General features: G+C 49.2%; 20 protein-coding genes and 1 tRNA gene. All 21 read right to left on the minus strand.

Going from position 1 to position 12,403, the window contains the following annotated elements; translation table 11 throughout:
- Nucleotides 1–101 precede the first annotated feature (101 nt).
- Nucleotides 102–479, minus strand: coding sequence for a hypothetical protein (locus ACGTIC_RS11705; protein WP_113855554.1), 378 nt, complete (start codon nt 477–479; stop codon nt 102–104).
- Between the two features lie 22 nt (nt 480–501).
- Nucleotides 502–972 (minus strand): phage tail tube protein, encoded by a 471-nt coding sequence (locus tag ACGTIC_RS11710; protein ID WP_113855553.1) that lies wholly within the window; start codon nt 970–972, stop codon nt 502–504.
- Nucleotides 973–984: 12 nt separating this feature from the next.
- Complete coding sequence (locus ACGTIC_RS11715) at nt 985–1,392, minus strand: hypothetical protein (protein ID WP_113855552.1); 408 nt, start codon at nt 1,390–1,392, stop codon at nt 985–987.
- A complete protein-coding gene (locus tag ACGTIC_RS11720) occupies nt 1,389–1,775 on the minus strand; it encodes a hypothetical protein (protein WP_113855551.1) in 387 nt (128 codons plus the stop codon). The genes ACGTIC_RS11715 and ACGTIC_RS11720 overlap by 4 nt, the downstream gene beginning before the upstream one ends.
- Nucleotides 1,775–2,239: an HK97-gp10 family putative phage morphogenesis protein gene (locus ACGTIC_RS11725; RefSeq protein WP_113855550.1), complete on the minus strand. Its 465-nt coding sequence runs from the start codon at nt 2,237–2,239 to the stop codon at nt 1,775–1,777. The genes ACGTIC_RS11720 and ACGTIC_RS11725 overlap by 1 nt, the downstream gene beginning before the upstream one ends.
- 4 nt (nt 2,240–2,243) lie before the next feature.
- Nucleotides 2,244–3,098: a phage capsid protein gene (locus tag ACGTIC_RS11730; protein WP_113855549.1), complete on the minus strand. Its 855-nt coding sequence runs from the start codon at nt 3,096–3,098 to the stop codon at nt 2,244–2,246.
- Nucleotides 3,098–3,781 (minus strand): hypothetical protein, encoded by a 684-nt coding sequence (locus ACGTIC_RS11735; RefSeq protein ID WP_113855548.1) that lies wholly within the window; start codon nt 3,779–3,781, stop codon nt 3,098–3,100. Before ACGTIC_RS11735 ends, ACGTIC_RS11730 begins: the two co-directional genes overlap by 1 nt.
- Nucleotides 3,782–3,888: 107 nt before the next feature.
- Entirely contained in the window at nt 3,889–4,137 is a 249-nt protein-coding gene (locus tag ACGTIC_RS11740) for a hypothetical protein (RefSeq protein ID WP_113855547.1), read from the minus strand.
- On the minus strand, nt 4,127–5,614 hold the full coding sequence (locus tag ACGTIC_RS11745; protein ID WP_257536648.1) for a hypothetical protein: 1,488 nt from the start codon (nt 5,612–5,614) through the stop codon (nt 4,127–4,129). The genes ACGTIC_RS11740 and ACGTIC_RS11745 overlap by 11 nt, the downstream gene beginning before the upstream one ends.
- Nucleotides 5,615–5,616: 2 nt before the next feature.
- Nucleotides 5,617–6,939, minus strand: a complete 1,323-nt coding sequence (locus tag ACGTIC_RS11750; protein WP_113855546.1) for a hypothetical protein — start codon at nt 6,937–6,939, stop codon at nt 5,617–5,619.
- A gap of 10 nt (nt 6,940–6,949) precedes the next feature.
- Nucleotides 6,950–8,227, minus strand: a complete 1,278-nt coding sequence (locus tag ACGTIC_RS11755; RefSeq protein WP_257536647.1) for a PBSX family phage terminase large subunit — start codon at nt 8,225–8,227, stop codon at nt 6,950–6,952.
- Nucleotides 8,190–8,708 (minus strand): terminase small subunit, encoded by a 519-nt coding sequence (locus ACGTIC_RS11760; protein ID WP_113855544.1) that lies wholly within the window; start codon nt 8,706–8,708, stop codon nt 8,190–8,192. The genes ACGTIC_RS11755 and ACGTIC_RS11760 overlap by 38 nt, the downstream gene beginning before the upstream one ends.
- A gap of 119 nt (nt 8,709–8,827) precedes the next feature.
- Nucleotides 8,828–8,903: transfer RNA gene (locus ACGTIC_RS11765), tRNA-Trp, on the minus strand.
- Nucleotides 8,904–9,078: 175 nt separating this feature from the next.
- Entirely contained in the window at nt 9,079–9,510 is a 432-nt protein-coding gene (locus ACGTIC_RS11770; RefSeq protein WP_113855543.1) for a DUF1492 domain-containing protein, read from the minus strand.
- Nucleotides 9,507–9,779 carry a DUF3310 domain-containing protein gene (locus tag ACGTIC_RS11775; protein ID WP_162816223.1) on the minus strand — a complete coding sequence of 91 codons (273 nt, stop codon included), beginning with the start codon at nt 9,777–9,779 and terminating at the stop codon, nt 9,507–9,509. Before ACGTIC_RS11775 ends, ACGTIC_RS11770 begins: the two co-directional genes overlap by 4 nt.
- 1 nt (nt 9,780) lies before the next feature.
- The gene (locus ACGTIC_RS11780; protein ID WP_113855541.1) at nt 9,781–10,170 is read right to left on the minus strand and encodes a hypothetical protein; all 390 of its coding nucleotides are present in this window, start codon (nt 10,168–10,170) and stop codon (nt 9,781–9,783) included.
- The gene (locus ACGTIC_RS11785; protein WP_113855540.1) at nt 10,133–10,747 is read right to left on the minus strand and encodes a hypothetical protein; all 615 of its coding nucleotides are present in this window, start codon (nt 10,745–10,747) and stop codon (nt 10,133–10,135) included. The genes ACGTIC_RS11780 and ACGTIC_RS11785 overlap by 38 nt, the downstream gene beginning before the upstream one ends.
- A gap of 11 nt (nt 10,748–10,758) precedes the next feature.
- On the minus strand, nt 10,759–11,019 hold the full coding sequence (locus ACGTIC_RS11790; RefSeq protein WP_113855539.1) for a hypothetical protein: 261 nt from the start codon (nt 11,017–11,019) through the stop codon (nt 10,759–10,761).
- Nucleotides 11,020–11,021: 2 nt separating this feature from the next.
- The gene (locus ACGTIC_RS11795; RefSeq protein ID WP_162816222.1) at nt 11,022–11,525 is read right to left on the minus strand and encodes a hypothetical protein; all 504 of its coding nucleotides are present in this window, start codon (nt 11,523–11,525) and stop codon (nt 11,022–11,024) included.
- On the minus strand, nt 11,491–11,934 hold the full coding sequence (locus ACGTIC_RS11800; RefSeq protein ID WP_113855537.1) for a RusA family crossover junction endodeoxyribonuclease: 444 nt from the start codon (nt 11,932–11,934) through the stop codon (nt 11,491–11,493). Before ACGTIC_RS11800 ends, ACGTIC_RS11795 begins: the two co-directional genes overlap by 35 nt.
- A 6-nt stretch (nt 11,935–11,940) precedes the next feature.
- Nucleotides 11,941–12,213, minus strand: a complete 273-nt coding sequence (locus tag ACGTIC_RS11805) for a hypothetical protein (RefSeq protein WP_113855536.1) — start codon at nt 12,211–12,213, stop codon at nt 11,941–11,943.
- Nucleotides 12,214–12,403: the final 190 nt, after the last annotated feature.

The raw sequence follows: 12,403 nt of genomic DNA on the forward strand, positions 1-12,403 counted from the left end.
TTCCCAGGGCTTTAATGCCAGCGGTCCATAAGCCTGTGCTTCGGCCCATTCCAGCCATTCAAAAAAAGACGGGGGCGGCTTCTCGTCTGCCCCCTCCGTCTCTAGTCTTTTTTTTCGTCAGCTACGTCCTGTTTTGCTTTTTCTGTGAGTTCTTCCGGGAATGCTGCATAATACGCCGCCTTTCCCATGATTCCGCTGCCCGCCAATGCTTTTACAGCAGGTACGTAGAAATCATCTTCCAGGCTGGCGCCCTTTTCGAGCATTTCCTGCATCCGCTGTGCATACCAGAGCTCATTGTGCTTTTTGTGATGCGCAAGGCCAATCATGAAGATTTTCGTCAATACGCCCAGATTGAGTTCCTGTTTGCTGATAATGCTGCTGATACCACAGCCACAGACCTGTTCGAGCTGCATCAGACGGGCAATATTGAAATACATATACTGGCCTTCGCCAAACATTTCAAAAGGGACCTTTTTCATTCGCAAACACCTCTATTATCTATCACGGTGTGGTCGGAGACGTTAATGCAGACAGCGGGCCGTTACCGGACAACGTGCCTTTAATGGTCGCGGCATCATCGTATTTCGTAGACAGGCTGAGGTCTGTAATCGATGCCCAGCCAGTACGATATTTCTTATCAGGATATTCGAATTTGACTTCGACGAGCTGGCCATCGTTGAATGCATCTTCGAGGAAGAGCGCGCCTGCATCATTGAGGATGACCACAGATTCAAGGTCGATGCTCCATTCACGCAGACCGGCAAGTGTGGATTTCCAGCCACCAGACGTTTTATTGCTGGTATCGATAGAATCAGCTTTACGGCTGAGGTCGCCGCTTCTCTGACCGCCCAGAAGCGTCCAGGTCGGAGTTGCTTCCGTTTCGCCGGTATTCAGGTAAATCAGATAATCTTTGCCGACAGTCGCTACAGATGTAGAAGACGTCGGTGTTGCATATTTACGAGTAGTTGCCATATCGTATCACTCCTATTCTTCGTATTCGACGGTAAATGTAAAAATCGCAATCCCGATTTCAGGCCGCCCTGCCGGGGTTGCGAATACAATCTTTTCAACACGGCTGTCATCGGCCCAACCATCAATAGTCTTGTTTTCCGTCAGAACGTCATTGATTTCCATAGCCAGGTCTTCGATATACTGCGTATTGTCTGCCTTTTCCTTCGGATTGGGGCAGATGACTTCAATCGTGAAGGTAGCAGATGCCTGTTTTTTGCTTTTGGTAAATGGGTCGAAGGTAATCGTATCACAGCAGACATACCCGGTCAGTGTCTTGGGATACGCCGGACCGAGTACAGCTGATTTCCATGTCATATCTGGAAATTCGTCTTCCAGAATGGCCGTGATTTCATTTGCAATCTGTCGGAATCGGTTCATCATGCACGGGATAAGCGGATTACCCCGACGCCCCCTTTCCCGCTGCTGTCTGTACCGGATACAGCAAAATCAGAGTACGTGAGACGGCTTTCGATGTCTTTGGCCATCTGTGCATACATCTTCCATTTCTGGTAATACACATCATCGGCCCGGTTCCCATCTACCATGACTGTCGGATCTGTACCGACGCAGGCCGCTGCGCATTCCCGGCAGGCAACGACACAGCCCAGCTGTTTGACCGCAGTCCGTACCGGAGTCTGTATCTCTGCATCCGTCAGCCCGAACGAAGTGGCAAGCCGGTAGAGGTAATCATTAGCATAGGAAACATCGCAGTCTCTACAATTTAGGATGGTATCTGCAATATCAGCCAGTTCAATGAATTCCATCAGTATGCCTCCCCTATTGCCTGACGCACAGCTCGTTCGAACCGGGATAATACTTTCCGTTTCTCATGAGCCGCGGCCTTGAAAATAAACGGGTCTTTCTTCGTCCCAGGATGACGCACGCGCTTTGCAAATACAAATTGTCCGCCGGCAGTCCAGCGCAAGGCCAGCTTCTGCTTCGGCCTGATCAGATGCCGTTTCGTGCCCTGGTGCAGGTAAATCGTAATCAGCCGCGTCGTTCCAACAGTGCCGCTGTATGAATCCTTCTGGAATGACGTCGTGCCTTCGATACTTCGTTCCGCTTCCTCTGTACGGGTCGTGAACTGGTGTTCCTTACGTGCCTGTTCCTGTATATCCCGGACAGCCGTACGCATGGCATCCTTCAGGCGGAGCTGTGTACCGGCTGAAACTTTATCCAGCCGGCTTATTGCTTCATCAAGCCCCTTGACTTCAATCCGGATTTCCATCAGCCTATGCTCCTGCCGTCGGGTTAGCTGTCATGCAGGCCAGTGCTTTCGGCTGAACAACCTGGGCACCATAGACGAACAAGCCTTTGATAGCATCGCAGAACGATTTTTCCGGGCGGAATGCTTCCGTTTTGGTAATCTGGGACGCAAAGGAAATAGCTTCCGTCGTGCCTGCCATGATTTTATATTTCGCGCCTTTTGTATTCGGTACGTTGTTGGACTGATAGATCTGGAAGCCTGCAGCCGAACCAATCAGCCCGTTTGCCAGAACAGTATCCGTTTTAGCAGTGCCAGCGGAAACGAACCGCGGGTCTTTCAGCATCAGGCCATAGAACCAGGACGGAACGACGACGAAACGACCATCAGCACGGACGTTGTTATCATCGAGAGCGCCTTTCAGGTCGACCAGTGCTTCATACGCCTGTGTTGCTGTCGTCAGCGCCAGCGGAGTCGTGTCACTCCCAAGGCCTGTCGTAACACCGGCTTTAGAATAGAAGCCAGCGATGAACTGGTCTACCGTATCACGGACAGCGTACGAAGCGCGCTGCATGGCGCCATCCACCAGATTGACATTAGCCTGGGCGGCATCGACGTCATCTACTTTGAATGCAAAGTATTTCTGCTGGTCAATCTTTAACTGCGTCGGTGTGCCATCTACATCATCCAGTGTGATGTCCGAAGATTTCACATAATCACGGATGGAGATATCACCAATCTGGTTGATGGTTACCGTATCGCCGGCCTGGCTGATATCGCCTTCATAATCGCGATTGCACAGATGACCATAAACTAAGTTCTTATCGAGGTGAGCCAGTAATCTGGCTTCCCAAATGGTAGGAATAAATGTTGTAATTGCCATTATTGTTTCACTCCTTCTTTACTAATCTCGCCCCAGTGTGTATTGATTTCATCACGGGACATGTTTTTCAATTCATTCATGGAATAAGCGCCTTCATGAGAGCCACCACCACTCATGCCGCTGCCAGGATGGCTATCGTTCTTGACAGCCCAGGGATTCGCTTCCAGCCACCCCTTTACACCATCAGCAACGGAAAGTTCTTTGTCACCGTCTTTATAGACCAGACTGCCATCATCTTTTGCGCTGACATTGCCTAAAAGGACCTGTGCGAATACATCCGGCTTGACTGCTTTACCATCCGTAAGAGCTGCCGTAATCTGCGACTTCATAGCGGACTGGATGCGTTTAGCCTTTTCTTCAGCCGCTAATTTTTCGCTGGCCGTATATTTGTCTGTCAGTTCCTTGACCTGCTTCTGCAGGGCATCGACCTGCGTGCCAAGTTTCGACGGGTCGCCGCCTGCCGCCTGCAGGGCTGTCAGAGTTGCTACGATGTTATTGAGGTTCGCGTCTGGGTCGCCTCCGTTGCGAAGATTGAGTGCGTCAAGGACCTTGTTCTTTTCAATGCGGTTCTTAGCCGCTTCTTCACGAGTGCCTCGGATTACGTCCTGCAGGTCCGCTACCATCGTGCCGCCGTTCTCGATTTTTCCCAATGCTTCATAAATCTGGTCTAATGTGTAAGCCATTTTTGTACCTCCCGGGTATAAAAAAAGACCCGTTCTTTTACGTCTGCGGTCCGCGTCATGCGGCGAAAAGACAAGATATAAATTTGTGTAACAAAAAAGCGCCTACGTCAAGTAAGCGCTGAAATATCAATTAATGGGATAATTTCTCTAAGAGGCTTTCCATTAACAAAGAAATTGGATAAAAGATCATTAAAATCCTTAAAATTTTGTAATGGCAAATCTGTATCACCATTTATATCTGTTGTGGCAGAAATACAGTTCTCCTTTTCAAGGCCCGGATACACTGCAAATTTAATGTTAGGTAAATCACAAACGAAATCATCCCACAGTAATGATTGGAATTCCTTAATCGTCATCAAAAAGCCTCCTTTCTTCTTTCGTAAATTCTCGAGTAGTCTTTCTTTCAAAATTAATTTCCCCATTCTCGTCAATAGGGAAATCGTGAACATGTTCTCCAAATTTTCCATAAGGATGTTTCTTTAAATTTCCGTGTGGTCCGCCGTGAAACTGCTTAGTTAAAAAACCATGGTTATCATATAAAGCCATATTTCGTTGTCTTTCTTTTCTTTTATTATGGCTCCCATATTCTATCACGGCGTTAGGTGTCGAATTTTTAGGGACTGAAAACCGCTTTTCCAAAGGAATAGTAATAGTTGGAATTAATTTTCCTTTGTCATCTTTTTTCCATTCACCAATCCCTGTAGCTTTATTATACGGGATATCTCTACTTAATGCAAAACCATCAAGCCAATTGCGCATATATTGACGCCAATCAGCATTTTTCTTCTCCCAAGCATACGCGCCTTCAATGCCCATCAGCTGACACCGTTTCAGGTGTGATTGCTGCTTTAAATACCTATCGCCGCCAGCCTTGATATTGTCTTTTGCCTGTTTTCCATCTAGTTCTGTTACGTAAACAAGAGATAGATGGCAAAGGCAGTGAGGATGGACCGGCAATGTCGGTGTTTTATCTTTTGGGAAGATTCCTGGTCCCAGTCCCCATAAATTCGCATGGGCATACATATCGCAGATATCATAATGAGGATGTCGGCTGGATAACTGCCAGCGATATGCGGCGACTTCTGTATCGCCATCATATTTGTTATGAAAACCATCCGCCCATGCCCGGGCCGCTTCCGTTCGTGCGATACGTTCCGCCACATACCTGCTTTTCTCTTCTACGGCCGTTCTGACGGCGTTTTCTATGGCCTTGGCATTGTTCTCGTCTACAGCGTTTAGAAGCTGTCTATAGGCCGTTTGAAGCGATTTATCCGGGGCTCCATTCGCTCCTATCCTGTCGACTTGTCGCTTTGCTTTCCGCACGAGCCGCTGCAGTGCCTGCTGGTCCGCTTTCGTCAGATCTGATTTTCTGGCAAAGCTTGCGATGACGTCGAGATACTGAGGAAGCTGCTGCTGACGGACGACGTGACCGGCACGATATCCGTCATACAGTGCCCTGGCAGTCTGCAGAGCGTGCGTCCCCAGTTTCTGCTGTGCTTTAATGGTCGATACGATAGACTGCCGCATTTCTTTTTCAGCCCCGTGCAATTTCTCTGAAAGCTTCATGCCTGATGGGGCCCATGCTTCTTTTAATTCTGGAAGAAGCGGGATAGATTGTACATCAGCACCAACTGCTGCGGCCTTTCGAATGGCATCTTCGACCGCATTGGTCAGGAACGAATAAACGGCCGCCACCTGCATGGCCTTATCAACGGCATCCGATACAGAATATCCGTCTGCCAGATACGATGTGACCAGCGCCACGACCTTCTGGCTCTTCTCCCGGTATGCCATGGAAAATGCTGTCAGGATAGCCTGTATAGGGCTTGCCATGATTAATCACCACCATTAGGGGCAGGTTCCCGATTCAATACATCAGCCTGCTGGCGCTGCTGTTCAACGACCAATTCGTCGAACCGTTCATCCGGAAGGTCCGGGCAGTACGCAGCCAAGACTTTCTTGAGCACTTCTTCTTTCATGCCTGGTGCCAGGTCCATATCTAAGACCGCCTGCGCCTGAGCCAGCTGATCTGCAACATCGACGACGCCGAAGTCGTCCGGATACGATACCGTATACGTAATATCACTATTCAGCCACCGGGCAACCAGGTCCATGACAGCTTCTTCCGCTTTGGCACACTGCATAGCATAATTTGCCAGCTGCTGATTGGTCCGCTCGAATTCCCACTGCCTTGCAATGCCGCTGTTGGTATCCCGTGACGTATTGATAACGAATGATAGATTAGCCATACGATACATTTCCTGTATGAGCGTAGCAATCTGCGTCTGCAGGATACTAGCCGGATCAGACGGCGGTGCGATGAATGCCGGCGAATGGCTGCTATCCGGACTATATCCCAGTGCATTGTTCGTCCCGACTACAATGTCATTCACATCGAGCGACGGTATCGTCAAAAGCGGGAACGTTTGGTTACGCAAAATTTCGCCGAGCCATGAACAATGGTTGTACAGCGCTTTAGCTGTCATAGCAATCGGTTCCAGTTCTGGTGCCGGTTTCATGGTCCGCTGTTCCAGTATCCGAGGAAACAGCGGCACGACAGGAACTTTACCCAGACCATGCTCACCAGATACCCGCATCATATCATCGCCCCAGATTTCCCATCTGTTACGGTCGTAATAGGTATAGCGATACTGGACCGTCCCATCTTTGATGCTGGCTATTTCACGAAAACGGACGTAGAGAAGAGAGCCCGTATTATCAATGCCATACTCTTCCAGCGTCTGCGGGTCCAGAACGTACGCGAAGGGAAGCGCTCGCTGTTGGAGCATTTCAGCTACGGTGCGCGTCGGATTTTCTCTGACGTTATCTACCACAATATACGCCGCGGAATTGACTTTACCCATGAGTGCCGCCCGCTTCATGAACGTGTGTATATCGGTCCCAGCCGTATCGACATCTTCCGAGAATTTTTTGATAGCGCCCGCTGCGGGGCCCGAGTAGTCACGCAGTGGCTGCCGCTTGAAAATCGGGTCGACCAGCGCATTGACGATAGGAGCAAAATAATTCAGGTAATAGGCATTCTTCTGCCGGAACTGATAATCTTCTGTCGATTCCCGTTTGTGTTTATTCAGATACGCACCGGAAGCAAAGCCGCCGGTCCCATAATAGGCATCCCGAAGTAATTGATAGTTCGCCATGTTGTACCTCCTAGAAGTTGATTCGTTTCGTAACTATCTTGTCACGCGTCATAATTTCTGACAGCCCGTATCTCACAGCATCGATACTGTGGTTATTGGCATCCGGATAGGCACTGACGAACTGCCCGTCTTTGTTCCGTTCGTATTCATACGTCACGAATTCCCGGTATGTATTCGGACATCTCCGCTTGTCGATATAGATATGAGCCCGGTTCTGCAGCCATTTCATACCGAAATCGATGCTGTCCGGCCCTTTTCGTGCACCTGAAATACGGATTCCCAGTTCTGCCATTTCAGCAATGCTCTTAGGCTCAGCAGAATCTGCCAGGATACGCCCGCCCCTGATGCGGGATGCAATCCGTTTAGCCGCCTGATTATTCGTCATCTTCTGCTGATACAGCTCGTCGAAAATATACAGATCTTCACGCTTCGAGTCGTAATACATGGCTACAAATGCCAGCGGGTCGACAGCAAAGCCGAAGTCCAGACCAAAATATAGCCGGTCGAAATTTCCGACGAGAGCATCATTCATCTGCAAATCTTCCACGTTCTCAAAGACCGCGCCTCCGGTCCCGGTTACTTCGCCGAGATACTCGTGACGGTACGCAATCTCATTGCGTGCTTTTAGTTTTTCAGCCTCTGCCAAAAACTGAGGTCCGAGCCAATTCTCCGGGACTGTCAGGTATGTCGAATGATGGACCAGCCTGTCTGGATCATCGACGAGAATCTCTTCATTCACCCAGTTATTCCGTGATTTCGGCGGATTATACGTACCGAATACCCAGTACGTCGAGCCGCCACGCAGGAGCGACTGCAGGACGTTACGGATTTCCTCCATGCCTGAAAATTGGTCGAGTTCTTCGAACCACACCATACCGATGTACCCGAACGGCAACTTGATAGATTTTACCTTCGCCGGGTCGTCGAGACCGAAGAACAGGATTTTCTGGCCCGTCTTCTTGTATGTGATTTCAGGCGGCGACATCTTGACGCGGAACCGGTCCAGTACACCGAGCTGTTCCAGGCCCCAGACAATCTGGGACAGGACACTGTTTTTTATCGTATTGCCAACTTTCCGCAGGATAACAGCATGGCATTGCGGATGCTCCATCAACAAGAGCGGTACCCGGATGCCGATGAACGACGACTTCGTACTGCCACGGCCTCCTGCCAGCATATAGAACGTATGCCGGTGCTCTTCGGCATCGAAAAAGACATCATCGAACGACGGAGCAATGAGGTCGGCTATATTAACTTTCCGTTTCTTTCGGGGCTCTTGAAAATTCAAAGTCGATACCCTCCTCATCGCTGTCAGCTTTCAGATCTGCGACTTCCGCCCGAAGCTTTTCGTTCTTAAGCTGCTGTTCTTCCTTTTCCAGGTCGACGAACCGGCCGAGTCGCTTCTCCAGTGCCTTCGCCGCTTCCAGGCGGTCCCGTGCCGAGACCTGCTTTTGGATGACCCGCGCTTCACTGCAGCCGTCGCCTGTTCCTTCTGTCACGACGACATCTTCCTTCACTTCGCCGCGCATCGTACTCGTCATAAACTCCAAAACTTCGCTGAGAGACGCTGTGCGCTCGTTTTTCAGCTCTTGCAGGCGTTTCCCTATGGCGTCCTTTAAATACGGCTTATATTGGGGTTTATTGGGGTTTAACCAGTTCGGCGCATCCAACGCGGAAGCATTCGAATATCCGGCCTTTCTTGCTGCATTGACCATATCACCCAATTCAACGAAATAATCAACAAATCGTTTTTGCTTTTCCGTTAACATTTACACGTTCACCACCAGCCTTTAGAGTGAATTTCTGCATGAAAAAAGGAACCCGCCGCTCCGTCCTACGCAACTGTAAGACAGATTGGCTAAGTTCCTTTATAAGCATATTCGTTTTATGGCAGGAGCGAAAGGACTTGAACCTTCAACATATGGTTTTGGAGACCATCGCTCTACCAGTTGAGCTACACTCCTATGATGTTTGGTGCCAGCGGCCTGAGGGGCTCCCAGGTCCGCCGACATGATGCCGCGTGTACTGCTGGCACGCGGCGGTTTTAAGGAGGTGTTTTTCATGCATCCTGATTGTGTAGACGTTTCCGTTTCCCCCAACATCTCACACTACCATTATACGCACTTCGGTAGTGTCATTCTATGTCCTCATTTCGGACAGGCTTCCATGATGAATCGATTCAAATGACTGCAGGGCCCTGCCATGGAGCCGGAAAATATGTTTCCAGCTATAATGCATATCGAAGGCAATCGTTTCCCACCTGTCACAGTTGATATACCGGGCATATAGGACGGCCTGTTGGTTCTCATCGGGAAGCGCGCGGATCATCGCCTTGGCTTCCGTCCGCATATCGATGAGCTTATCCCATTCCGTATTGACTTTATCGAAATATTGCTCCAGACGGATGTATTTATCAGCCAGGTCCGATTCCTTGGTACCAGATACTTTTTCCGACAGACTGGACGCCCGCAGGGACAGGATATCGGAGCGGACCTCCGTCATTTCCTTTTCCGTCTGCTTGACAATCTGGTTCTGCCGGCGGATGCGGTTCAGATAATCTCGTGCTGTCATTTGTCGTCTCCTTTGGTATCGCTTTCATACGATTCACGCAGGAGCCGGATATATTCTTCGGCTTTCATCAGGTCTTCCTTCGGGTTTCCTTTGTATGGATAGCGATAGAGATATTTCATGATACTGCCCATATAGAACGCTTTTTCACCTTTGAGACCGGCTGCCATCCATTTGATTATCTGGTCGCACTCGATACCTTTCCAGTTATAGTGCCTTAGATGGTGTATCATACTGCTAGTTTCATCTGTTTTCATTTCAATCGTTTTCATTCTAAGTAGTCCCTCCATATCTACCCATATCGATGGCTTTCTGTTTTCCATAACTGATACCGTTAGCCCGTGCCCTGGCTGCTGTATCGTCTAGATTGCGCTGTCGTTCGTTTACCTGCTCACGGTATTTCGTAAGGCTGAACCGTCGGTATACACGCGGATGCGTTTTGTGGCGGTCTCTATTCCAGAGGATATGATATAACCGGCTATGTTCCTTACAGCAGGTATGCCGGAAATGACCTGTATCCGGTAATTTCTTGCCACAGATACAGCAGACGTGCTCACCGCTGAGCAGATATTTCCTGAACTGGTCAATGCAGTCCTGGCAGATAACAACAGCCCCTTCTCTATATTCATTGACCGGCTTCTTGCAGATGACGCATGTTTTCATTTTTGCCTCCTGATTCGCCCTGTGACGCTTCCAATTCAACTGCCTTAGCAAGAATCTTAATGGCCATCTGATTAACGCTCAAATGACGTTTTTCGGCCATTTTCTCTAACTTCTCATATAAGTCATCCGTTGTCATGATACGAATGATGCGGCTCATTTTTCTATCCATGTCCTTTGCGTCGTACTTAGACCGCGGTCCGTATCGTTTCGCATATTCCTTTTCATTGAAGTCGCAGGCCATGAACCGTGTCAATTCGTCCCAGGAAACGGTGACATTCACACAAGACGTAATCCGTTCGATGCGTTCGAACGCCGCCTGGCAGCGTTTGACACCGAAACCGAACTCATCGTGCAGAGCATTCATGACGATGACAATCATATAGTCGAGAGCCTGAGTAGTAATCTGGTCCTTCATTTCCGTCAGATATTTGTTCAATAATGCCTGTTCCAGTTCATAGCGGGGCGATACATTTCCATGCAGTTCCTGATAGATTTGCGGTTCCATCCCGCCACTAAGATGCGGGAACTTCTGAGCCTTGAATTTATTAGCTTTCTTCATTCTGGCAGCATAACCCATATCCGTACCTCCTAACGGACGAACACATACAAATAAATAGTCAGCAGCAGGATAGCCAGGCAGGCAATCCGTAATCCCCAGATATCCCGCGGCAGCGTCTTGAACTTCTGGGCATTTTCTTCCTGATTCAGCAGGATCTTCTCTATCATCTCGCCAGCTTCTATCAGATCATCGTCATGGTCATTGCACATCGTTTTTACTTTCCGTACTTCCTGCTTCAGGTCCTCGACCTGCTGGCATCGGTTCGTCGTCACGTACTGTATGTTTTTCATTGTCAAACCTCACTTTCAGATAATGTAGACTGGACCAGTTCGTCCGGATAGTTTTTCCGCAAGCGCTTCAGCATTGGCAGGAGCGCATCGGCGAACTGGTTCAGCGGTCGTTTCACGTCGTCATATTCCTGCTCATTGTGGAATCCATGGCCGCCAATGATAGGCCGGATGACATATCCATAGGTATCATCCCTGATGAGCTCACAGCCGGAATTACGCATGAAGCAGAGCACATCTGCCATATCCTTCGAATAGAAGGCCGCTATCATGAACAGCTCCTGCCATTGCTTCGTATCTGATGGATGATAGACAGCGAAATCATCCGTATACTCTTCAATCGGCCAGTTTTCCGGCTTCCTGGCATCTTCCACATGCCGGACCAGTGTCACGACCAGTCCTTTGATATCAGGGTCCCGCTGCAGGAGCTGAGCATTCGACTTTTCCATAGCCACTAATACTTCCCGGAACGCGTCACGGGCCCGGGAAATCATTTCTTTTCGGTCCATAACTTCCTCCTAACTTCGGTGCCTGGTCGATCTGCACATAAATACCGGAGATGCCGGAATAGAACTTCTGGATACATTCCGAGGCGACCTGCGCGTCATCGTGCCAGAAGTGCAATGTCGTCAGGACATCTTTGAGCATCTTCACCAGATTGTCGGTATCTGGTTTCGTGTCCTTCCAGGTAAATTCCGGATGCCTGGGATTCGCCGGATATAACCACTGAGTCGTTAGAGCAACAGGCCCCGTCAGCGGAGATTCCGGAACGAATCGCGAACACTGCGAAAGGAAGAGTGCCCGGACGTTTTTCACTGCCGGCGGTTCGTAGACACAGGGTTTACCACTGCGGACGGTAATCTGCTTCATCTGGTGCGTTGCTGACGGGATTTTCTGTAAGGGAATGAAGAAATGCATGAGTCACTACTCCTTTTTTCTGGACTGCCAGTTTTTGTAGGTGCACATTTCTGTGCCATCGACTCCCAACAAGAAACATAAATAGTGTGATGACGTTCCGCCATCATAACCGGTCCCACGCAGAATCAGGAACGAGGCAACTTCTGCAAAGGTCGTATGAAGCCGACGATGGTAACATAGAAAGTTATCCATAATCCGTTCGGCCTTTTTGACATCGAAGCCATACGGCAAAATACGATAGCCAGCCGAATCTAAATATTCAATTTCTTGATTCATCATTTTCTCTACTCCTTTCGTCGCCGCATGGTCCCGGTTCAGGACGACAAATAGGAATAGGGACAAGGGGCACTTTCAGCCCCCTTGTTCCCCTATTTGTTGTCCAGGGACCCCACGGACAATATACGGACACGGCATCTATATATATATAACGGATGCCGTCCATTTTGTCCGTATAAATATAACGGCATTT

Source organism: Megasphaera hexanoica, from assembly GCF_043520715.1.
Taxonomy (GTDB): Bacteria; Bacillota; Negativicutes; order Veillonellales; family Megasphaeraceae; genus Megasphaera; species Megasphaera hexanoica.

Coding starts and splice junctions, on each gene's coding strand:
- ACGTIC_RS11760 (WP_113855544.1), bottom strand. CDS start 8,708: ATGTTAACGGAAAAGCAAAAACGATTTGTTGATTATTTCGTTGAATTG.
- ACGTIC_RS11730 (WP_113855549.1), bottom strand. CDS start 3,098: ATGGCAATTACAACATTTATTCCTACCATTTGGGAAGCCAGATTACTG.
- ACGTIC_RS11720 (WP_113855551.1), bottom strand. CDS start 1,775: ATGGAATTCATTGAACTGGCTGATATTGCAGATACCATCCTAAATTGT.
- ACGTIC_RS11775 (WP_162816223.1), bottom strand. CDS start 9,779: ATGAAAACGATTGAAATGAAAACAGATGAAACTAGCAGTATGATACAC.
- ACGTIC_RS11795 (WP_162816222.1), bottom strand. CDS start 11,525: ATGGACCGAAAAGAAATGATTTCCCGGGCCCGTGACGCGTTCCGGGAA.
- ACGTIC_RS11735 (WP_113855548.1), bottom strand. CDS start 3,781: ATGGCTTACACATTAGACCAGATTTATGAAGCATTGGGAAAAATCGAG.
- ACGTIC_RS11705 (WP_113855554.1), bottom strand. CDS start 479: ATGAAAAAGGTCCCTTTTGAAATGTTTGGCGAAGGCCAGTATATGTAT.
- ACGTIC_RS11800 (WP_113855537.1), bottom strand. CDS start 11,934: ATGCATTTCTTCATTCCCTTACAGAAAATCCCGTCAGCAACGCACCAG.
- ACGTIC_RS11750 (WP_113855546.1), bottom strand. CDS start 6,939: ATGGCGAACTATCAATTACTTCGGGATGCCTATTATGGGACCGGCGGC.
- ACGTIC_RS11770 (WP_113855543.1), bottom strand. CDS start 9,510: ATGACAGCACGAGATTATCTGAACCGCATCCGCCGGCAGAACCAGATT.
- ACGTIC_RS11790 (WP_113855539.1), bottom strand. CDS start 11,019: ATGAAAAACATACAGTACGTGACGACGAACCGATGCCAGCAGGTCGAG.
- ACGTIC_RS11725 (WP_113855550.1), bottom strand. CDS start 2,239: ATGGAAATCCGGATTGAAGTCAAGGGGCTTGATGAAGCAATAAGCCGG.
- ACGTIC_RS11785 (WP_113855540.1), bottom strand. CDS start 10,747: ATGGGTTATGCTGCCAGAATGAAGAAAGCTAATAAATTCAAGGCTCAG.
- ACGTIC_RS11715 (WP_113855552.1), bottom strand. CDS start 1,392: ATGATGAACCGATTCCGACAGATTGCAAATGAAATCACGGCCATTCTG.
- ACGTIC_RS11740 (WP_113855547.1), bottom strand. CDS start 4,137: ATGACGATTAAGGAATTCCAATCATTACTGTGGGATGATTTCGTTTGT.
- ACGTIC_RS11805 (WP_113855536.1), bottom strand. CDS start 12,213: ATGATGAATCAAGAAATTGAATATTTAGATTCGGCTGGCTATCGTATT.
- ACGTIC_RS11710 (WP_113855553.1), bottom strand. CDS start 972: ATGGCAACTACTCGTAAATATGCAACACCGACGTCTTCTACATCTGTA.
- ACGTIC_RS11780 (WP_113855541.1), bottom strand. CDS start 10,170: ATGAAAACATGCGTCATCTGCAAGAAGCCGGTCAATGAATATAGAGAA.
- ACGTIC_RS11745 (WP_257536648.1), bottom strand. CDS start 5,614: ATGGCAAGCCCTATACAGGCTATCCTGACAGCATTTTCCATGGCATAC.